This is a genomic window from Vibrio sp. 10N.222.55.A1, from assembly GCF_041473835.1.
GTDB lineage: Bacteria > Pseudomonadota > Gammaproteobacteria > Enterobacterales > Vibrionaceae > Vibrio > Vibrio crassostreae_C.
Map to the genome: position 1 here is coordinate 12613 of NZ_JBFRSX010000022.1, position 20552 is coordinate 33164.

The following is a 20552-nucleotide window of genomic DNA, read 5'->3' on the forward strand; positions in this document are numbered from 1 at the left end:
GGTTGATGAAAAGTAAACACGAGGGATTGTGATGTTCTTTAAACGAAAAAATGTAAATCCAGAGTTTGAAAAAAAAGTAGAACAGATTTCGCATGATTCAGAAGATGCCAATCCTGTTGAACGTTTATCAAGTGTTGAGACGTCCAGTAACTCTCGGACAGAAGCGAGCGTTGAAAAGGAGAAAGCGATCGATGAAGCTCGAAAAGTACTGGAGCAAGAATTATCAATCAAACACTTCTTTCACAAGCAGTTGCTTGAGACGTTAGACTTAGGATTACTTTCTAGCTTGGAGAAAGAGCGCGCCAAGCTAGATTTGCATGAAGCTATCGTTCAGTTGATGGCTGATGATGGTAGTCATGCACTCAGCGCAGAAGGTCGTAAACGGGTCATCAAACAGATAGAAGATGAAGTTTTTGGTCTTGGTCCGTTGGAGCCCTTGTTAGCTGATCAAACTGTGTCGGATATATTGGTCAACGGCCCAAAAAGTGTTTACGTTGAGCGAAGGGGTAAACTCGAAAAAACGCCCTATACTTTTCTTGATGACCGCCATTTGAGAAACATTATTGATCGTATCGTCAGCCAGGTTGGTCGTCGTATAGATGAAGCATCACCTATGGTAGATGCTCGCTTAGTTGATGGTTCCCGTGTTAATGCGATTATCCCGCCTCTCGCACTCGATGGCCCTTCAGTTTCGATTCGTCGTTTTGCCGTCGATCGTTTGACAATGGATAACTTAATTGGTTACGACTCAGTCTCCCCTCAGATGGCTAAATTTGTGGAGGCTGCGGTGAAAGGTGAGCTGAATATCTTGATTTCAGGAGGGACGGGGTCAGGGAAAACAACCACACTGAATATCTTTTCTGGTTTCATTCCGCGAGACCAAAGAATTATTACCATAGAAGACTCGGCAGAATTACAACTGCAACAACCACATGTCATTCGCCTAGAAACCCGTCCTGCGAACCTAGAAGGGAAGGGAGAAATCAGCCAGCGCGAATTGGTTAAAAATACCTTGCGTATGCGACCTGATCGAATCGTGGTTGGGGAGGTACGTGGTAGCGAAGCCGTTGACATGCTAGCGGCGATGAATACCGGTCATGATGGATCTCTTGCTACCATTCACGCGAATACCCCTCGTGATGCCTTAAGTCGTGTCGAAAACATGTTCTCGATGGCAGGGTGGAACATATCAACCAAAAACTTACGAGCTCAAATTGCTTCGGCTATCCACCTTGTTGTTCAAATGGAACGCCAAGAAGATGGTAAGCGTCGTATGGTGAGTATCCAAGAGATTAACGGCATGGAAGGTGAGGTGATTACGATGTCGGAAATATTCCGTTTTCAACGTAAAGGTATTGATGAAGATGGCAATATTATCGGTTATTTCACTGCAACAGGGGTTGTGCCCCAATACCATGACCAGTTAGTCAAACGTGGACTCGACCTGCCTTTCGAGCTCTTTAGTGAGACCAAAGGTTAAGGAGGGAATATGGATAATGTAAGCGTTTCATTAGCCCTATTGTTTATCGCAGTACTTTTTATTTCTCAGGCGTTGTTGTTACCTGCTGCGGGCAAGAAAGCGAAACATAAAGAGTTGTCTCGCCGCTTAAAAGAGACGCAACGTAATATCGATGCAGAGAGTTTGTCATTACTCAAAGAACACTATAACAAAGAACTGTCCCCGCTAGATCGTAAGCTCATCGTTATTTCTTTCTTCGCTGGCTTGAAAAAAATGTTGGAACTAGCCGGTATGAAAGTGACGTTAAGCAGGTTCTTACTTATTGTTTCTCTTTGTGGTGTGTCACTCACGTTGATATCGATAATGACGAACCAAGTATGGTTCATCAGTGTTGGAGCGTTCATTTTTGTTTGGGTTATCGCTTATCTATTTGTGCAAAATCGAGTGACTTACCGAATGGCTCGATTTGAGGAACAACTTCCTGAGGCTTTAGATATTATTCGACGCGCATTGCAAGCAGGACAACCGCTCGTCCAATCATTCAATGAAGTTGGCGAAGAACTTCCAGATCCAATCGGTATTGAATTTAAAAATACCTATAACCTACTTAACTATGGTTATGACTTACGCTTAGCGATTCTACAGATGACAGAACGAGTACCAACCGTCTCAATGTTGGCATTTTCTAGTGCTGTAATGTTGCAAAAAGAGACTGGGGGTAACCTATCTGAAAACCTGCAAAAGGTATCTGAAGTACTTAGAGCGCGTTTTAAACTGGAAAGGAAAATCAAAACGCTCTCTGCTGAAAGTCGTTTATCCGCATGGATCTTAACGTTATCCCCATTTGGTTTGTTCTTCGCTTTAAGGGTCGCTAGCCCCGAGTATATAGAGCCACTCTATAAAGATCCTCGCGGTCTCTCGATGGTGAGTGTCGGTATTGTTCTTTTGGCTATCGGAGCTTTGTGGATTAAAAAGATCATCAGCATAGAGATATAACCTATGGAATTATTAAATATTGAAGTTTGGAAGCAGATGTTAGCTGACTTTGGAGTTAGCTCTCAGATGGTTATCTATTCGATGATTTTGCTTACAACAGTCTTGTTAACGCTAACGCTTGGATTTCTATTTTTAGGAGCTCGTTCTCCTTTGGACAAGAAACTGAGACAGATATCAGAAGACGGAGCACCGACTGGCAGAAAACCATACGACTTCTCGAATACGTTAGAATCATTAAGCCCTTTTATAAGTAAAGGTAATAAAAAAGATAATGAAACTTACTCGGAAAAGTTGATGCATGCCGGGTTCCATGAGAAGAGTTCGTTATCGGTTTTCTATGCGTTGAAGGTTTTATCTAGCTTAATCGGTATCGTCGCGGGCTTTATGGTTTATTACATAGCGTTGGGCGGAGATTATAATAATTTACTCATCATGACCTGTGTTTTTCTTGGCACATTCACACCTAATATTATTCTAAGTAAGCTACAAAAAGAGCGTCAGAAAAAAATCAGAAACGGCGTCCCTGATGCGCTTGATCTTCTTGTTGTATGTACTGAATCAGGGCTTGGCTTTAATGCAGCTCTTGGACGTGTTGCATCAGAGCTTTATATCTCTCAGCCTGAACTTGCGGATGAACTAGAGACTGTGTTTGCTAAAATTCAAGCGGGCGTCACTATGCCTGATGCGCTTAGGCAGCTTATCGAACGAACCGGTTTAGTCGAATTGGAAGGCTTGGTTTCTTTGCTTTCTCATGCATCGAGAATGGGCGGAAGTTTAGCGCAAACGCTCCGTGACTATACTGAAGATTTTAGAGATAAGCGTCAGCAAGCCGCTGAAGAAATCGCGGCGAAAATACCGACTAAAATGTTATTCCCCATGTTGATATTTATTTGGCCTTGCTTTTTCATTGTTGCACTTGGCCCTGGACTCTTGATCGTAATGGACGCATTAAGTGCGCCGGGAGCAAGTTTATGATGCTATACAATAAGTTTCTTCTACTACTATTGCCAATTTTGCTACTTGGTTGTGCATCTTCTGATGAACCAACCAACCAATTTGATGCCGAATTGTATTCGGGTAAACCAATCGATAGTTTGACTAGTGATGATCCGCCGCTAAATGAAAAAGAAGCAATTATGCGCGGTGACATTGCTCTGCGAGACAACAATATAGACTTGGCGTTGTATGAATACATACGCTCTTTGTCTTTTCCTGAAAAAGAATTTCACGATAAAACCCTGTTCACTATTGGGCAAATACATTCGTCTCGCGGTAATTATGCGTTGGCCGAGAGAGCTTACCTTGCTGCGCTAGATTTTAACCCTGCCCACACTGAAGTGTTGGAACAGTTAGGCGTTCTATACACCAAACAACGTCGTACTGATGAAGGACGTAGTTATTTCTTTAAAGCGATTAATTCAGATCAAGTTCGTTTAAAAAGCAGTGAAACTATCCAAAATTACCAAGCTTTGAGCCAAAGTGAAGTGGCTAGTTTAAAGGTCGATAGTATGTCTCCAGCGCTAGCTTATATGGGAATTGGTGTATTGGAAGATGTTGACGGAAAGCATCAGATCGCACAAGAGTACTTTAAAAAGTCACTGACGATAGATAAAAGTTCAGTCAAAGCTTTGCTGAATATGGGCTATTCTCACTACATGTACGGTAACTACAAGGAAGCGTATCAGTACACGCGTTCAGCTTTAGAGTTAGAGCCGAATAATGAAAAAGCTCAGAATAATCTGGCACTTATTTATTTAGCGTCTGGGGATATTAAAAAAGCAACCAACGTATTCATGAGGCATATGGAAGCTCCGGAGGCATTGAATAATGTCGGCTACTTCTTGATATTACAAGGAAAGCCCGATCAGGCGGTTCCATATTTACAGCAAGCTATCGATAAAAAATCATCTTACTATAAAGTGGCTAATGAAAACTTGAACAGAGCACTAGCGGAAGTGAGAGAGATGGAACAATAGGAATTTGATTTTGGCTCAATGAAAAGGATATTCATATTGCCTAAAAGCGAAAGCTTTAATAAAGATATCATTGTAATTTCTGCCCTTTGGCTAGTTTGTGCCACAGTGATCTTTATTTACAAGTGGGAGAGTGTTTCAGCTCTTAACCTGAATGACAATGACGACTATATGCGTTTCGTTCAATTTCAGGATTGGATGGCAACTGGTCATTGGTACCTAGAACCAATGAATAATTTTAATGCCGCTGATGGCATTGTTATTCATTGGTCTCGTTTTCCTGATCTCGTTCTGTCGCTTGTTGCCTTTCCACTATTGTTTATCGTTGATGATAACCTTGCTTATACAATATCCATCTCTCTTGTCCCCCTGCTTTACTTGCTGCTTTTTTCACTGTCATGCTTTTACTTAGCTGACCACCTCTTCGGTGCCAAGTATCGCTTTATTAGTATGATGTTTGCGATTTCTTCGCCTTCAATTATCCATTTTTTACCCGGTTCTATTGATCATCATAATATTCAGCTGGTCTTCGCGGTCCTATTTCTAGCTTTAACGCCATTGAATCATGAGCAGTTGCGCCATGCGTGGCGTGTGTATGCGCAATCTATCTTGCTGTCTCTATCTTTATGGACGGGGCTTGATAATGTTTTGCTATTCATGTTTTTTTTCGCGATTTACACCGTGTATTACGGTCTTGTTCGCCATGAGTGGTTTGGCTATATCTCTAAGTTGTATGCGAGTTCCGCTCTGTTTGGGATTTGTGCGGTTTTATTAAATCGGCCTTACGATGAGTTTTTCGTTTTTAAGTACGACGAAATATCATTTGTTCTCATCATCCTTTTCTTCTGTGGCTGGCTTTTCGTTAATGTTTATCATCGGTTTATGAATGAAGATAACAGTCTACTGCAAAAGGTTTTTCTGTTCGTATTTCTAGCTGTTCTATTTTTAATCCCAGTGGCAGTGCTTTATCCATCACTCAGCAGTGCGTTGTTAATTGATTACCCTCCAATACTTAAAGTCTATTGGTTAGACCAAGTGACGGAAGCGAAATCGGTCGTTAGATATGTCGCAAGTCATGGTTTTTTCTCGATAGAGAATTACGCTTTGCTCGTGATTCCTGCCACTTTGTATCCACTTTTTAAGCGTAAAAATCACCACTGCGCAATTTTGTATCTCATCTTTATGTTCAATTTAGCCCTTGCGATCTTTTGGCAGATTAGAGTCATGAGGTTGTGTTTTGTGCTAGCGGCTCCCCTCCAAGCATACGTGATTCTTCAGTTAGCAGATTACATCCGTTCCTCCATCATAAAAGCAGCGGTTATTACTTCTGGAGCACCACTAGCGGTCGCCTTTGTCATTCTCGCGTTGTCGCCAACCGAAGAAATTACAACTACTTTTGATCAAAAGGAGCAATCTCTGAAGATTCATAAGGTGTTAAAAGATAACGATATAAATTCGCACACCATACTTTCAGGGATTGAAACGGGGGCTCCAGTGTTGGCAAAAACGGATAATCGAATTATTGCTGCTCCTTACCATCGAAATATTGTTGGGAACCAATTTCTTATTGAAGTAATGCTAGAGGAAGATCTGAGCTTAGCCGAACGGAAAATCATAGAGAAAAGCATCGATATCATTGTTATTGGCAATGATCCGCATTTGTTGATTTTAAAGGACTCGGCTAGCGAGGAGGCATTGATCAATAAGCTGTACAGCTCAGATACGCCAACTTGGTTAGATGTTGTGTACGACAATATTGAAAATGGGTACCGAGTGTTTCGAGTCAGGGAGAGCTCATGAAGAATCAAACCATAGCGGTGTTACTCCCGTGCTATAACGAAGCCGGAGCGGTTGGAAAAACGGTGGCTGACTTTCAACGTGCACTACCAAGTGCGACGGTTTATGTGTACGACAATAACTCTACTGATGGCACGGTCGAAGAGGCGCTGCAAGCTGGTGCTGTTGTTCGCCATGAGTATCGCCAGGGCAAAGGTGAAGTCGTGCGACGGATGTTCTCAGATATTGATGCTGACATTTATATTATGGCTGATGGTGATGATACCTACGACGCCTCCATTAGCCCTACACTGATTGAACAACTGGTTACTGAACAGCTCGATATGATCATTGGCAGTCGAGAGCGCTCTTCCGAGGCTTATCCTGCAGGACATATTTTGGGTAATAAGATGTTTTCGACTCTGATAAATAAAGGGTTCAATGCTCAATTGAATGACGTTTTCTCTGGCTATCGAGTGATGAGTCGCCGGTTTGTAAAAACGGTCCCTATTTTCAGTGATGGCTTTCAAATTGAGACGGAACTAACCGTGCATGCATTGCACCACAATATGTCGATCAAAGAAGTACCCACTCATTATCACTCAAGGCCTGAAGGCACGGCGAGTAAGCTGAATACATTGAGTGATGGGATCAAAATCCTCAATTTTATTTTGTTCCTGCTACGAGACGTAAAGCCGATGTTTTTTTTCGGTGTGTTGTCAGTGTTGCTTTGTTTTATTTCATTAGGATTAGGGATTCCCGTTATCCTAGATTTTATCGATACAGGGTTAGTTGAAAGAGTACCTACTGCTATTCTGTCTAGCTCAATTGCACTTATTGCGGTGATGTCTTTCTTTTGTGGCTTGATACTCGACAACGTGTCGCGCGGCAGACGAGAGATGAGGATCCTTTCAATATTAAGAAGTCACGATCACAAGCCATCTCAATAGGATTCAGGAATGAGAATAAACAAGGATGAAGACAAGGAGTGGCTCGATTATTTGTCCCGTTTCAGTGATGAATATGACGAGCGAGTCTACGAAAGCAGTACAACAGGCTATGTGATGAGGGCGGGTCATATAGCGTGTGAGAAGCCTTTCAGTAACAGAGAGCATTTCTCGAAGGTGCTAGAAGTGGGTTCAGGAACGGGTGAACACTTGAGACATGTTCAGCATAGTTTTGACGAGTATACGGTCAGTGATGGCGATTCTGCCGCACTTGAAGTGGCAAAAAGGCAACTCAGTAACACCAGTACTTATGACAAGCTCGTTTTTAATGTAACGAATGCACGAGCGTTAGACTTTGAAAGCAACTGCTTTGATCGTGTTATTGCGACACATATATTGGAACACCTTTATGAGCCTCACCTTGTGATTAAAGAATGGCTTAGGGTATTAAAGCCGGGCGGCACTTTGTCCATTTTGATTCCTACAGACCCAGGTATTGCATGGAAGGTTGGTCGTTATATGACGACAAGAAAACTTGGAGTGAAAAAGGGGTGGAATTACGATTATATAATGGCAAGAGAGCATGTAAATCCATGTAATAATCTAATTGCGTTCTTAAGGTACTATCTTCCTGAACATCAAAAATCATTTTGGCCGATGAGTTTTGTGCCTCTTATTGACTGCAATTTATTCTTCAATTTTCACGGGATTAAGCCTGATTCTAGTTCTGAAAAGAAGTAAGAAGCAAGCGACTCGCTCACTTCTTACTATAAATCTCTTAGACTGCTAAACCTGTCATTGCGCCAAAGGCCATGAATAATCCGACAAGCCCTACAATAGGTAACTTCACGGTTTTCAATAACCACACACCAACAATGATTAGAGCGAAGTCTAAACCGCCACTCACCGCACTTGTGAAGATTGGCTGATACAGAGCCGCAAGTAGTAACCCGACTACCGCTGCATTCACACCGGTAAGTGCACCAGCAACTAATGGTTTACTTGCGATTGCCTGCCAGTTTTTCAATACCCCCAGTAGTAATAAGAAGCCCGGTAAGAACACGGCGATTGTCGCTAACAAAGCGCCAGTAATTGGTGCCGATGGCATTAATACATAGCCTAGGTATGTCGCTAAGGTAAACATAGGACCAGGTACAGCCTGTGCTGCAGCATAGCCCGTTAGGAACGCATCTTGGGATAGTTGGTCACCAATACCATTCTGCAACAATGGAAGTACCACGTGACCGCCACCGAATACTAAGCTGCCAGCTTGATAGAACAGACCAAATACCTCAATACCTTGAGAGTATGCACTGAACAGAGGAAGGCCAACCAACAGCGCAACAAAAATAACGAGCGGTGTTATGGAGATCTTGTGTGTTGATGGAACCGTTTTGATGTCTTGTGAGGTCAAAAACTTACTGCCAATGATTGCAGCAAATAGAAGTACCAAGATTTGCGGCCAGATCCCCGGAAGTAACAGGAGGACTACAGCGGTAACGACACACAAAGCAGTCGCGACTTTCGATTGGCAAAAGTTTTTGTACATGCCAAATGTGGCATCAGCAACCACCACCACTGCGAGTAGCTTCAAACCGTGAATAATTGAATTAAACAGAGGTGCTTCCAATAGCTGATTGCTCACCAAAGCTAATATCAACATTAAGATGACAGATGGGGAAGTAAAGCCGATAAACGCAGAAATCGCACCCGTTAAGCCACCTCTTTTGTAGCCAACCGCAAAGCCAACTTGGCTTGAACCTGGGCCGGGTAGAAATTGACTAAGCGCGACAATTTGCCCGTACTCTTCATCAGATAGCCAGTTAAGTTTCTCAACAAAGGTTTTACGGAAGTAGCCAATGTGCGCAGCTGGTCCACCAAAGCTAATCCAGCCAAGCCAGAAAAAGGTTTTAAAAATTGAAAGCATGATCGATTCCAGATAAATGTTTAGCGTAATTTATGGTGACTTGCACTATGATTCAAATTAATTGTTTTAATTATAACTATTAATGAAATGGGTTCTGCTGGATGGCTGATTTTAACTGGAAAGGTATCGATCTTAACTTATTGATAGCTCTGCAAGCGTTATACAAAACGAACAGTGTAAGTAAAGCGGCTGAGCGCTGTTATGTCAGTCAGTCTGCAATGAGTCATAGCCTTCAACGACTTCGAAAGTTGTTTGATGACCCTCTGTTTGAGCGGGTAGGGAGCAAGATGGAAGCAACGGATAGAGCGATTGAATTATCCAGTACTGTCGATGCCTTGCTCAATACCATTCAATCTGAAGTTCTACTCTCTAAATCATTTGATGCAACAACTTACCAAGGCAGTTGGAAGATTGGTCTTACTGATTATGCCGAGCAGATGTTTGCTCCAGTGTTGTTTGATCTCATTAAACAGTCCTCTCCTGATTCTCAAATTGCGTTGTTCAACGTAAATCGAGCTAACTATCAGCGAGTATTTGAAGATTCTAAGCTTGATATGGCGATCGGTAGCTTCGGTGAAGTGTCTAAGCTATACAGAACCAAGCACTTGTACACAGAACAGCACGTCTGCTTGCTCGACAATTCAGTGTTGTCGATCGAAGAGCCCATGTCTTTAGCACAATTTGCATCTGTTGGGCATGCTTTGGTTTCTCCTGCAGGAGTGATAAAAACGGGAGTCGACAGTCGCCTAGCTGAACTTGGCTTAAGTCGAAAAGTGGTTATTGCTTCGAGTAACTTTTTAACGGTAAAGCGCTTAATTCGTGGCAGAGAACTGCTCTGTATAGTGCCTAAGCTTGTGGCTCGTAATGACATTGAGGGTGAAGAAGCACTGTTGGCTGTCAAGCCACCGATAGATGTACCGGATTTCGATATACAGCTTGTCTATCGGAAAGCGAAGCATTTAGATGATAAAAATAAGTTACTTAGAAGGTTGATTACTGAAGCTGTGTCGTCTGTGATTGCTGAGTAATTTTTTGTATTGGGGGATAACCACACTTTTTCTAATTATTTAAGGAAAAATCAGGTTAATAATAAGAATCCGACTATACTTAATTTACGACTCAAAGCAGTCGGAAAGAATAGGCTTTTTGATTTACCTAAGTAAAAAAATTGGTTATATCCTCATGATATAGCTCAAAAACCTACCAGGCTAAACGGATTTAGTTGGTCTAAAAAGCGCTAGCTCCCCCTAGCGCTTTTTCTTTTTATCTCGATTCAGGCAGAAGGGTTTGAATCCGTTGCAGCAGTTGTTCTATCTCTTGTTTCTCATAATGAGCAGTCACCTTAGGTTGGCTGCTTTCTCTTGGGAGTAATGTAGTTTCGATATAGTGTTGTAGCAAAGCATCTTGTGAATTAGCGTTGAGCTTCTCCGCAAGTACCACAGCTTGTCGACCGATGGTCGTGAAGTCTTGCTTGATGGTGGTCAATGGTGGGTTAAAGAAAGCGCTGTCTTCGATGCCATCAAAACCGACGACTGCGACCTTGTCAGGCACAGGGATCTGCAGTTCTTGCAGTGCGCGTAATACGCCTAATGCCATCTGATCGCTTGCCACCAACACAGCATCAAATACGGCTTGCTTGGCGACAGCTTCGCGAACACCAAGGTAACCACTTTCAGCTTGCCAATTTCCTTGGTATTGATATTGCACTTTGCAATCGGCATCTGATAACGCTGCTAACCAACTCTGGTGACGAATCCGTGATGCACTGGATTCATTCGGACCTGTGATCAACAGGTAGTTAGTTCGCCCACTCTCTATCAGATGTTGAGCAGCCAGTTTTGCTCCTTCTGCGTGATCACCGCAAACATAGTTCACTTGGCTGTTAGAAGGGACATCAATGAAGATAAGATTTAAGTGTTGGTACTGTTCGACTAATAACTCTGCATCGGCACTTTTTAACGGTACATTCAGAATGATGCTGTCGACCTGTTGAGCCATCAATTCACGGATAGCTCCACGTGTGTTAGTGAGGTTGGGCTCTGACACAACAGAGAAAGCGACACCATAATTCATGTCATGAGCCTGCATTCGCACACCATTGGCGATCATCGCTGCACCATGCAATGCCATATCGAGAGTCACCAACCCAACGCTGGTGGACTTAGCTCGGCTGAGCATTTGCGCGCCCTTGTTTGGCACATACCCCAACTGCTTAATGGCCGCATTAACCTTGTTACGCGTTAATTCGGCGACGCTCTCTGAACCATTTGTCACTCGAGAAACGGTTTGGGTAGAGACACCCGCTAGCTTTGCGACATCTTTAAAGGTGACACTCATTATTCTGCCCATCAGACTTTGACAATGAAATAAGCCTAACCAATCTTGATGAAATAAACCTTGTACACCTTCAAATAAATGTCATTTGAAACACTATTTATGTTTCCGAAAACAGTCGATCTTGTGCAAATTTTGATAAGGAATAACTGATTTTAGATCACGTTATTTGTTCGAATTAGTACTAATTATAATCTCTAGGCTCACTATTAATCTCAAATTATGTTTACGAAAACAATATGAGATTGGCTATGAGCGAGTTTATTCATCTAACAAGTAAAAACCACAGTTTGATCATCAAATCAGGGCGTGTTCCAGAGATCCTGCATTGGGGGGCGAAGATCGCCAGCATTGATGAAGATCTGCTGTTATCAACCGAGAGACCGATCTCTCAAGCACGCCTTGATGTCGATGTACCGCTTTCTCTTTGTCCTGAATTGGGTAGCGGTCATTTTAATGCGCCGGGAATAGAAGGGCATCGTGATGGTTTTGATTGGGCACCCGTTTTTAATACCGTCCGCGTGGAAGCTCAGGTTCAGCAAGCCACTTTTGTTCTAGAAGACACCGTGTCTAAGCTTGAATTGACGGTTGAAATTAAACTGGATTACGAATCGGATGTGGTTCAAAAGCGCATCACAGTAACCAACAAAGGGGGCAGTAAATACTATTTAAATAAGCTGTCATCAACGTTGCCGCTGCCAAACCACGCCAATGAATTGATGACGTTCCATGGTCGTTGGTGTCATGAGTTCCAAACGCAACGTCAGCGTTTTGAGCATGGTGGCTTCATGCAAGAGAACCGTCGCGGCCGTACTTCACATGAAAACTTCCCTGGCATGTTTGCAGGAACGCAAGGTTTCTCAGAACAGAATGGTTTGGTGTGGGGCTTCCATTTAGGTTGGAGTGGTAACCACCAAATGCGTGCTGATGTTCGCAGTGATGGCCGCCGCTTTGTACAAGCGGGAGAGTTATTGTTAGCGGGTGAATCGATTCTAGAACCAGAGGCTACTTACCAGACACCTTGGCTCTATGGCTGTTACAGCAACTCTGGTTTGAACGGTATTGCTCAACGTTTTCAGCAGTTTGTTCGTGACAACATTATTCAATTCCCTACCGATAAACCTCGCCCTGTGCACTTAAATACTTGGGAGGGCATCTACTTCGACCATAAACCGGAATACATCATGCAGATGGCAACCGAAGCCGGCGCAATGGGTGTTGAACGATTCATTATTGATGATGGTTGGTTTATTGGTCGTGATGGCGAACGAACGGCCTTAGGCGATTGGTATCTCGATGAAGTGAAATACCCAAATGGCTTAGAACCTGTGATTGAACACGTTAACCAACAGGGGATGGAGTTCGGGTTGTGGGTTGAACCTGAGATGGTCAGCCAAGACTCAAACCTATACCGTAACCATCCTGATTGGGTCCTAGGTTTGCAAGGTTATCATCAACCGTCTGGTCGTTGGCAGTATGTTTTAGACTTGCAGAATGAAGCGTGCTTTGACTACTTGTTCTCTCGCCTTGATACGCTTCTGACTACGTACAATATCGGCTACTTAAAGTGGGACATGAATCGTGAATTAGTTCAGCCGGGCCACCAAGGTAAGGCGGCGGTGCATGGTCAAACTCAAGCCTTGTATCGTCTCGTTGATCAACTGAATCAAGCACACCCTAAGGTCGAGATTGAATCTTGCTCATCAGGCGGTGGTCGCATTGATTTTGAAATCCTTAAAAGAACACATCGATTCTGGGCATCCGATTGTAACGATGCATTGGAACGACAAGCCATTCAAAAAGGCATGAGCTACTTCTTCCCACCAGAAGTTATGGGTGCGCACATTGGCCCTGCTGAGTGCCATTCAACCAATCGTCGTCACAGTATCAATATGCGTGGTGTCACCGCTTTGATGGGGCACATGGGCGTTGAACTTGACCCGGTTAAAGAGTCGCAACAAGAGAAGCAAGCTTTCTCTCACTACATCTCTCTGCATAAGCAGTTCCGCCATATTTTGCACTCAGGTCGTAGTTTCCGCATGGATCCCGCGGACAAAAACCAGAACATCTATGGGGTGCAGAATGATGATGAAATGCTGATCACCGTGTGTCAGTTGGCCATGCCTGAATACGCTCTGCCATCACCACTTCGTATTAGCTGCGTGGAAGACAGTGCGCTGTATCAAGTGAAGTTAGTGGAGATGCCACAAACCAGTTTCCAACTCATGAAGCAACGCCCTCAATGGTTAGATAAAACTCTGACTTTAAGCGGCGATAACCTCAAAGAGATTGGATTGACCTTACCTATTCTCGACCCAGAGTCTGCCTTGATTGTGCATCTAAAAAAGATGTGAATCTCTGACTCTGAGTACCCCTACAAATAAAAATCTAAATATAAAAATTATAATCGGCAGCGAGGTATTGCTGCCGCAATAACTCAACTTAAGGAAAACAAAATGTCTATTACCGTTCTGTTGTCATTTTTGTTATTTACTGGGTTTGTAGTCGCGTTTACCTACAACAAAGTGAAAAATGACAAAAACACCTCACAAGATGGTTTCTTTCTTGGCGGAAGAAGCTTAACCGGTGGCTTAATTGCCAGCTCACTTATCTTAACGAACTTGAGTGCCACCAGTTTCGTGGGCATGAGCGCACAATCTTACACCCACAACATGAGTGTCATGGGTTGGGAAGTGGCTTCTGGTGTCACCTTGGTGATTATTGCTTTAATGTTAGTTCCTCGTTATTTGAAACAAGGTATCACCACCATTCCTGATTTCTTAGAGAGCCGCTACGACATGTCGGTGAAGAAGTTTGTGACGTTACTTTTCTTGTGCCAATACGTGATCAACATTTTGCCTACCACACTTTACGCGGGCGCTGTTGTTTTGGGTGAAATCTTCGATGTTCAGGCCCTGCTAAATATTTCAGAGTTTAGTTCAATTGCACTGATTTCGGCGACGATTGGTCTACTTGGCTTCTTTTACGCGATTTATGGTGGCCTAAAGGCGGTTGTAATTGCAGATACCATTAATGGTGTAGGCTTGATTGTCGGCGGCATGATGATCCCTGTATTTGGTTTAATGGTGTTGGGCGAGGGGAGTTTCGGTGCTGGCTTAGATATTCTGCTTTATGCCGCGCCAGAGAAGCTCCAATCGGTGGGTACAGAAACCGATCCACTGCCGTTCTCAACATTGTTCACAGGTCTGCTTTTGGTGAACTTGTATTACTGGGGTACTGACCAATCTATCATTCAACGCGCATTGGGTGCTAAGAACCTGAAAGAAGGTCAGAAAGGTGTAATCCTTGCCGGTGCGATTAAGGTCATCTCTCCGCTGTTTTTGATCATTCCGGGTATCATTGCTTTCCATATGTTTGGCGCTGATGCGGGTAATCCAGACACCATGTACACCCGTTTAGTTAATGAAGTTTTGCCTAAGCCGCTAGTGGGCTTCTTCGTTGCGGTGATGTTTGGTGCGATTTTGAGTACCTTTAATGGTGTGTTGAACAGCTCAACGACTCTGTTTGCATTGAACGTGTATAAGCCGCTATTCGGACAAGGTAAAACCGATGAAGAGCTAGTGGGTAAAGGGCGTATTTTTGGTGTCGTGATTGCGATTATCTCGGTATGTATCGCACCATTCATCATGTACGCACCAGAAGGTTTGTTCCAATATCTACAAATGGTGGCAGGTTTCTTCAGTGTGCCAATCTTCACTATCGTGTTTGTCGGCTATATCTCTAAACGTGTACCAGCTGTAGCGGCGAAAGTGGCGTTGGTGGTGTTTGTAAGTTCTTACGCTGCAATGCAGTTGGTGTTCAAAACTCCGATTCACTTCCTACATCAATTAGCGATTCTGTTCGTGGTATGTACCGCGTTGATGTTCATCATTGGTTACTTTATGCCGCGTGAGTCTGAGTACGTGATGCCAGTCAATGAGAATATTGATGTGACACCTTGGGAGTTCCGTTTCGAGGCTTCGGCTATTATTCTTTACATGGTGCTTGGTGCTTACGTTATGTTCTCGGATGTGGGTTTTGTATCGGACGATCCAACCATCATGCAAGTTTATGGCGTGTGTGGCATTGTTATGTTGCTCGGTATTTTTGGACGACTAGCAAAGCGAAAGAAAGCACTTGCGACCGCGTAGATGAGTTCGGGTAATTAAAAACGAAAACGCCGCTCTTTGGAAATAGGAGCGGCGTTTTTCGATCTTGTGAAGATAAATGGAAGGCTAAAAAGTCTAAAAAGAGAATCGAGTCCATTTCTTAGCTCGCCAGCGATAGGCCATGATGATTCCACGGAACCACTCGTCCATCGCGATTGCCATCCAAGCCCCCAATACGCCATAACCCCAATGCACGCCAAGCAAATAGCTCATGGCAACCCCAATGCCCCACATGCTGAGAATGCCCATTTTGATCGGGAATTTAATGTCGCCAGCAGCCTTTAGACAAGAGATAAAGATAAGGTTAAATACTCGTCCAGCTTCAAGAATGATGGAACCTGCAATCAGCGCAGCCGTTAGCGCAATGATCTCTGGATCTTGAGTGAACAGATCGAGAATTTCGAAACGGAACACATAAACCATGCAGGTAATCGCAGTTGAGGCGATAAAGCCAACCACAAAGTAACGTTGCACGCGCTTGGTGATCTCGTCGATCCAACCCTTACCAATGTAATAGCCTGTTTGGATTTGGCTGCCTTGACCAATTGCCAGTGCAAATGCAAAAGAGAGACGAGCGATGTTTTGTGCGTAAGTAAACGCAGCCAGTGAAGATGTGCCCATCTGTACCACGAAGAAGGTAATGCTGATCTGAGCCATGTTATAAGAGAGCACTTCTCCTGCGTTCATCGAGCCGATCTTAATGATTTTTTGATAGATGGCTTTAGGCACAGATTTAAACTGCTTCACTGGTAGATCAATCCCTTTGCTTCTGACCACACCAATCAAGATCAACATCCCGATCACTTGGCTAATGACGGTCGCGGTCGCAACCCCTTGCACGCCGTATACTGGCAAACCAAAAGGTTGATATAAGGCGCAGTAGTTACCGAATACGTTGATAACGCCTGCAATCATGTTGATCACCATCGGTGACTTTGAATAGCCATGACTGCGCAAAATAGTGGTGAGAACCACACCTATGGTTACATTGAAGGTGAGAGCACCACTGATGAACAGGTATTCTTGCGCGTACTGTTCAACTTGAGGCTCGAGTTGATAAAGCGGGATAAAATATTCAGCAACAAGAACGGCAATCACACTCAGTAGCACACCGGCAATAATGGCCAGAATGATACTTGCTACACCCACGTGAGCGCTCTCTTGAGTGCGGGAGGCACCGTTGTACTGCGCGATTAGAATACCCGTACCACTGCTGACCATGGTCGAGACAATGATCAGGAAAAAGGATATCTGAGAAATAACACCAACGGCAGACACGGCTTTGTCCGAGTATCCCGATAACATGAATACATCACTGGTGTTGAGTGCGGTTCTTAAAAGAACTTCGATAAAAATTGGCCAGGTGAGCGCAACGATTCCCATACGTTTGTTTAGGGTGGAATCAGCATTAGGCATTTAGGTTTTCTCAAAAAAGGGGTAGGCGACACTATAGTTTAGCGATTATTTAGTAAACGACTATCAAATTAATGTCCGGAAGGCTAATAAGGATAAATAAAATTCGAATAAGTCTTCAGAACCCAATATTTCAGTGAGAGTGATGAAATTTTTGAGTAAGATTTCATAAGCTATTAAGAGGATCAGAATGGAAGCAAGTGATTGCTTGAAACGACCGGAAAGTGAGTTTGAAAAGTGGCAAAGCTAGCGACATCGAGCTAGCTCTACCGTTTTAAAGTCTAGTTAATTCGTTGCCCTCGATCATCGAATAGGTGGCAATCTTTTGAGGAGAAACTCAGCTCAAGTGATTGGTATCGAGTGACCTCTTGGTCTCCTGGTAGGTGCACCTTAAAGCTATCCACGCCACAAGACTGGCCAAACATATAAGTGCTGTTCCCTAGTCGCTCGACCACTTCACTTTGAAATTCAATGGTGATATCAGAGCCACTGTTAATCTCTAAATGTTCAGGTCGAATGCCCAGCGTGATACTTTGTCCCTCTTTTAATCCATCGCTTGGTAAGGGAAGGGTGATTTGGCTGACACCGTTAACGGCGAGTTGGGCGTGCGTTTCTGAGGTGCTGTTAACAACACACGGTAAGAAATTCATTTTCGGTGAGCCAATAAAGCCAGCCACAAATTCATTTTGTGGAGAGTGGTATAGATCGAGTGGAGAACCGACTTGTTCAACACGACCATCTCTCAATACCACGATCTTGTCTGCAAGCGTCATGGCTTCGACTTGATCGTGCGTGACGTAAATCATGGTATTTTGCAGATCTTGGTGCAATTTGGCGATTTGTAAGCGCATATCGACACGAAGTTCAGCATCGAGGTTCGAGAGCGGTTCATCGAATAAGAATACGCGAGGGTTACGAACTATTGCTCGACCGATAGCGACACGTTGACGCTGCCCACCTGACAGTTCTTTCGGTTTACGCTTCAATAAAGGCTCTAATTGGAGTGTTTTTGCCGCACTGGTGACTTGCTTTTCAACGACTTCCTTCGCTACGCCATTCATTTTGAGGCCAAAGCCCATGTTTTCTTCCACGGTCATGTGTGGGTAGAGTGCGTAGGATTGAAATACCATAGCGACACCACGCTCAGCAGGATCGACATCGTTAACAAGATCGTCTCCAATATGAATCTCGCCTTCAGTGATTTCTTCTAAGCCAGCAACTAAGCGTAAGAGGGTTGATTTTCCGCAACCTGATGGTCCAACGAATACGACGAATTCGCCATTATTTATTTCTAGATCAACACCATGGATGGTCTGTATATCACCATATCGTTTGATGACCTTTTTTAAGCTGATATCAGCCATGCTCTCTCCTTGCTTCGTTGGACTACATCTCTTTGCCTTTAAAACATACGCTTTCATCAGAAATTTGTTAGGTGCCTCGCATGATTTATTGATCATCGTCATATAAATCCCGCGATCTATACTGATTTTTGTGAAAACGTTTACATAAATAAAACATAACTGTGCGTAATGTTATCAATAAGCCTAATATTTGAACGTAATCATTATAAATGCTGAGCTACTGATTGGGATTTATAAATTCAGATGGAAGTTAACCAAGTAGTAAACCAAGCTTTTAATACAAGGAATTTTGGGAAATGGAGCAATCTGTGAAAACGATATACCCAGAAAATCGCACCCCATCAGCGAAGAAGAAAAGGCGCATCAGTTCCAAGGTCTCGCCTTGGCTGTTCTTGGCACCAGCCATCGCTATCTTCTCTCTCTATGTTATCTATCCCATCTTGGACAGTATTTGGCTGAGCTTCTTTGAGTGGGATGGATTAGGTGAAAAGGAGTGGGTGGGGCTTGAGAACTATCGTGAGCTTTTTGACTCAGATGCTTTTTATACTTCGTTAACGAATAACTTTCTTTGGTTGATCTTCTTTATGCTTGCGCCACCCTGTGGCTTGGCGATTGCCCTTTTCCTCAACCAACAAGTGAAAGGCATTCGTGTCGTAAAATCTCTGTTTTTCTTCCCATTCGTTATTTCTCAAGTGGTGGTAGGCCTCGTATTTGCTTGGTTCTATGACCCCTCTTTTGGCCTTTTCAATATTGCACTCGGGTCGCTTGGCTTCGAGCCAATTTCGATACTTGCTGATGAAGACTATGTGACCTACGGAATCATCGCTGCTGGCTTATGGCCTCAGATCTCTTATTGCATGATCTTATATTTAACTGGGCTGAATAACCTCGATCCTGAGCAGTTAGAAGCGGCTCGACTTGATGGTGCAAAGAAGTGGCGCATGTTGTGGTATGTGGTGCTTCCACAGTTAAGACCCGCAACCTTTATCGCCGTGGTTGTCACCGTAATTGGTGCCCTGCGTTCATTTGATCTAGTGGCGACCATGACGGCAGGCGGCCCTTGGGGCAGCTCGACAGTACTTGCGTACCAGATGTATGAAGAGTCTATCTTTAACTATCGAATGGGTTATGGCGCGGCGGTTTCCGTTGTGTTGTTCCTGATTATGGATATCTATATCGCTTACTTCTTGTGGCGTATGTTAAGGAGTGAAAAATAATGTATCCACAACCAATTCAAAAAGCAGGTCGCTTTACCAACATTAGCTACCGAGTCGCACTGCCTATTTCCATTGTGATGTGGTTATTACCACTTATCGCCGTAATGATGACTTCAATTCGTTCGATGGAAGACATCAACAAAGGTAACTACTGGGGCTGGCCTAGTGAGATTCAGTTCATTGAAAACTACACCCAAGTATTTACCTCGACGTCGATGGGGCAGTACCTCATCAATAGCTTAATCATCACATTGCCAGCGGTTGCTGGTGCCGTGGCGTTGTCGACACTGGCTGGTTATGCCTTGGCTAAATACAACTTCAAAGCCAATGTGTGGATTTTTGCGATGTTCATCGCGGGTAACTTTGTTCCGTTCCAAATTCTGATGATTCCAGTTCGTGATTTAACGATTGGACTCGGTCTATACGACACTCACTGGGCATTGATTTTTTTCCATATCGCTTTCCAAGCCGGTTTTTGTACCTTGTTCATGCGTAACTTTATTGTCGGGATCCCTGATGCCCTGATCGAAGCGGCGCGTGTTGAAGGGGTGAGTGAATGGAAAATATTCTGGCATGTCGTACTCCCTCTGGTTCGCCCTGCTTTAGCGGCGTTAGCCGTATTGGTGTTTACCTTTATTTGGAACGATTTCTTCTGGGCTCTAGTACTGGTTCAGAGTGATGATGTTCGTCCTGTGACTGCGGGTCTGAGCTCACTTCAAGGCCAATGGCTGGCGTCTTGGCAGTTTATGTCAGCGGGTGCCGTGGTCGCGGCTATCCCACCGGTAGTGCTGTTCTTTACCATGCAAAAGCACTTTATCGCAGGCCTAACATTAGGTGCGACCAAAGGGTAAATCACGAGATAAGAATCGATACACGAATCTAGCAATAGCGAAGGCTTTAAGTCGTTATTGCTACCGACATCCCGAATGGATGAATCATTGAAGAGAAACTAAAACACGAACAACCCTACGAGATAA

General features: G+C 43.7%; 16 protein-coding genes. 12 read left to right on the top strand and 4 right to left on the bottom strand.

The annotated features are described in order from the left end of the window. Positions 1-31: 31 nt before the first annotated feature. Genes AB4493_RS06605 through AB4493_RS06635 form a run of 7 tightly spaced genes read left to right on the top strand, consistent with a single transcriptional unit; the run spans position 32 to position 7892 of the window. Entirely contained in the window at positions 32-1480 is a 1449-nt protein-coding gene (locus tag AB4493_RS06605) for a CpaF family protein (protein ID WP_029222298.1), read from the top strand. Positions 1481-1489: 9 nt separating this feature from the next. Continuing rightward, on the top strand, positions 1490-2455 hold the full coding sequence (locus AB4493_RS06610; protein WP_372154695.1) for a type II secretion system F family protein: 966 nt from the start codon (positions 1490-1492) through the stop codon (positions 2453-2455). Between the two features lie 3 nt (positions 2456-2458). Next, positions 2459-3430 carry a type II secretion system F family protein gene (locus AB4493_RS06615; protein ID WP_017080031.1) on the top strand — a complete coding sequence of 324 codons (972 nt, stop codon included), beginning with the start codon at positions 2459-2461 and terminating at the stop codon, positions 3428-3430. Then, a complete protein-coding gene (locus tag AB4493_RS06620; protein WP_108117509.1) occupies positions 3427-4431 on the top strand; it encodes a lipopolysaccharide assembly protein LapB in 1005 nt (334 codons plus the stop codon). The genes AB4493_RS06615 and AB4493_RS06620 overlap by 4 nt, the downstream gene beginning before the upstream one ends. A gap of 18 nt (positions 4432-4449) precedes the next feature. Further along, complete coding sequence (locus AB4493_RS06625; protein ID WP_372154696.1) at positions 4450-6228, top strand: hypothetical protein; 1779 nt, start codon at positions 4450-4452, stop codon at positions 6226-6228. Next, positions 6225-7154 carry a glycosyltransferase family 2 protein gene (locus AB4493_RS06630; protein WP_372154697.1) on the top strand — a complete coding sequence of 310 codons (930 nt, stop codon included), beginning with the start codon at positions 6225-6227 and terminating at the stop codon, positions 7152-7154. Before AB4493_RS06625 ends, AB4493_RS06630 begins: the two co-directional genes overlap by 4 nt. 9 nt (positions 7155-7163) lie before the next feature. Further along, a complete protein-coding gene (locus AB4493_RS06635; protein ID WP_102398352.1) occupies positions 7164-7892 on the top strand; it encodes a class I SAM-dependent methyltransferase in 729 nt (242 codons plus the stop codon). Between the two features lie 37 nt (positions 7893-7929). Here the strand turns inward: AB4493_RS06635 and chrA are convergent, their stop codons facing one another. Then, positions 7930-9078 (bottom strand): chromate efflux transporter, encoded by a 1149-nt coding sequence (chrA, locus tag AB4493_RS06640; protein WP_372154698.1) that lies wholly within the window; start codon positions 9076-9078, stop codon positions 7930-7932. 101 nt (positions 9079-9179) lie between these two features. Between chrA and AB4493_RS06645 the strand changes: the two genes are divergently transcribed. After that, positions 9180-10106, top strand: coding sequence for a LysR family transcriptional regulator (locus AB4493_RS06645; protein ID WP_372154699.1), 927 nt, complete (start codon positions 9180-9182; stop codon positions 10104-10106). 235 nt (positions 10107-10341) lie between these two features. Here AB4493_RS06645 and AB4493_RS06650 read toward each other — a convergent pair whose 3' ends face one another. Beyond that, the gene (locus tag AB4493_RS06650; protein WP_372154700.1) at positions 10342-11415 is read right to left on the bottom strand and encodes a LacI family DNA-binding transcriptional regulator; all 1074 of its coding nucleotides are present in this window, start codon (positions 11413-11415) and stop codon (positions 10342-10344) included. A 248-nt stretch (positions 11416-11663) separates the two neighbouring features. Between AB4493_RS06650 and AB4493_RS06655 the strand changes: the two genes are divergently transcribed. Together AB4493_RS06655 and AB4493_RS06660 are read left to right on the top strand one after the other, a co-directional pair. Next, on the top strand, positions 11664-13766 hold the full coding sequence (locus tag AB4493_RS06655; RefSeq protein WP_372154701.1) for an alpha-galactosidase: 2103 nt from the start codon (positions 11664-11666) through the stop codon (positions 13764-13766). Between the two features lie 102 nt (positions 13767-13868). Next, positions 13869-15563, top strand: a complete 1695-nt coding sequence (locus AB4493_RS06660) for a solute:sodium symporter family transporter (RefSeq protein ID WP_102319935.1) — start codon at positions 13869-13871, stop codon at positions 15561-15563. 93 nt (positions 15564-15656) lie between these two features. Here AB4493_RS06660 and AB4493_RS06665 read toward each other — a convergent pair whose 3' ends face one another. Both AB4493_RS06665 and AB4493_RS06670 read right to left on the bottom strand, forming a co-directional pair. Next, entirely contained in the window at positions 15657-16997 is a 1341-nt protein-coding gene (locus AB4493_RS06665; RefSeq protein WP_017070359.1) for an MATE family efflux transporter, read from the bottom strand. A 278-nt stretch (positions 16998-17275) separates the two neighbouring features. Continuing rightward, positions 17276-18358 (bottom strand): ABC transporter ATP-binding protein, encoded by a 1083-nt coding sequence (locus AB4493_RS06670; protein ID WP_136973744.1) that lies wholly within the window; start codon positions 18356-18358, stop codon positions 17276-17278. Between the two features lie 296 nt (positions 18359-18654). On the opposite strand from AB4493_RS06670, the gene AB4493_RS06675 reads away from it, so the two are divergent. Both AB4493_RS06675 and AB4493_RS06680 read left to right on the top strand, forming a co-directional pair. Continuing rightward, positions 18655-19575: a carbohydrate ABC transporter permease gene (locus AB4493_RS06675; protein ID WP_050619981.1), complete on the top strand. Its 921-nt coding sequence runs from the start codon at positions 18655-18657 to the stop codon at positions 19573-19575. Beyond that, entirely contained in the window at positions 19575-20426 is an 852-nt protein-coding gene (locus AB4493_RS06680) for a carbohydrate ABC transporter permease (protein ID WP_050649668.1), read from the top strand. Before AB4493_RS06675 ends, AB4493_RS06680 begins: the two co-directional genes overlap by 1 nt. Positions 20427-20552: the final 126 nt, after the last annotated feature.

What these genes read in the sequence shown, in the direction of transcription:
- AB4493_RS06605 (WP_029222298.1), top strand. Translation starts at nt 32, where the DNA reads ATGTTCTTTAAACGAAAAAATGTAAATCCAGAGTTTGAAAAAAAAGTA.
- AB4493_RS06610 (WP_372154695.1), top strand. Translation starts at nt 1,490, where the DNA reads ATGGATAATGTAAGCGTTTCATTAGCCCTATTGTTTATCGCAGTACTT.
- AB4493_RS06615 (WP_017080031.1), top strand. Translation starts at nt 2,459, where the DNA reads ATGGAATTATTAAATATTGAAGTTTGGAAGCAGATGTTAGCTGACTTT.
- AB4493_RS06620 (WP_108117509.1), top strand. Translation starts at nt 3,427, where the DNA reads ATGATGCTATACAATAAGTTTCTTCTACTACTATTGCCAATTTTGCTA.
- AB4493_RS06625 (WP_372154696.1), top strand. Translation starts at nt 4,450, where the DNA reads ATGAAAAGGATATTCATATTGCCTAAAAGCGAAAGCTTTAATAAAGAT.
- AB4493_RS06630 (WP_372154697.1), top strand. Translation starts at nt 6,225, where the DNA reads ATGAAGAATCAAACCATAGCGGTGTTACTCCCGTGCTATAACGAAGCC.
- AB4493_RS06635 (WP_102398352.1), top strand. Translation starts at nt 7,164, where the DNA reads ATGAGAATAAACAAGGATGAAGACAAGGAGTGGCTCGATTATTTGTCC.
- chrA (WP_372154698.1), bottom strand. Translation starts at nt 9,078, where the DNA reads ATGCTTTCAATTTTTAAAACCTTTTTCTGGCTTGGCTGGATTAGCTTT.
- AB4493_RS06645 (WP_372154699.1), top strand. Translation starts at nt 9,180, where the DNA reads ATGGCTGATTTTAACTGGAAAGGTATCGATCTTAACTTATTGATAGCT.
- AB4493_RS06650 (WP_372154700.1), bottom strand. Translation starts at nt 11,415, where the DNA reads ATGAGTGTCACCTTTAAAGATGTCGCAAAGCTAGCGGGTGTCTCTACC.
- AB4493_RS06655 (WP_372154701.1), top strand. Translation starts at nt 11,664, where the DNA reads ATGAGCGAGTTTATTCATCTAACAAGTAAAAACCACAGTTTGATCATC.
- AB4493_RS06660 (WP_102319935.1), top strand. Translation starts at nt 13,869, where the DNA reads ATGTCTATTACCGTTCTGTTGTCATTTTTGTTATTTACTGGGTTTGTA.
- AB4493_RS06665 (WP_017070359.1), bottom strand. Translation starts at nt 16,997, where the DNA reads ATGCCTAATGCTGATTCCACCCTAAACAAACGTATGGGAATCGTTGCG.
- AB4493_RS06670 (WP_136973744.1), bottom strand. Translation starts at nt 18,358, where the DNA reads ATGGCTGATATCAGCTTAAAAAAGGTCATCAAACGATATGGTGATATA.
- AB4493_RS06675 (WP_050619981.1), top strand. Translation starts at nt 18,655, where the DNA reads ATGGAGCAATCTGTGAAAACGATATACCCAGAAAATCGCACCCCATCA.
- AB4493_RS06680 (WP_050649668.1), top strand. Translation starts at nt 19,575, where the DNA reads ATGTATCCACAACCAATTCAAAAAGCAGGTCGCTTTACCAACATTAGC.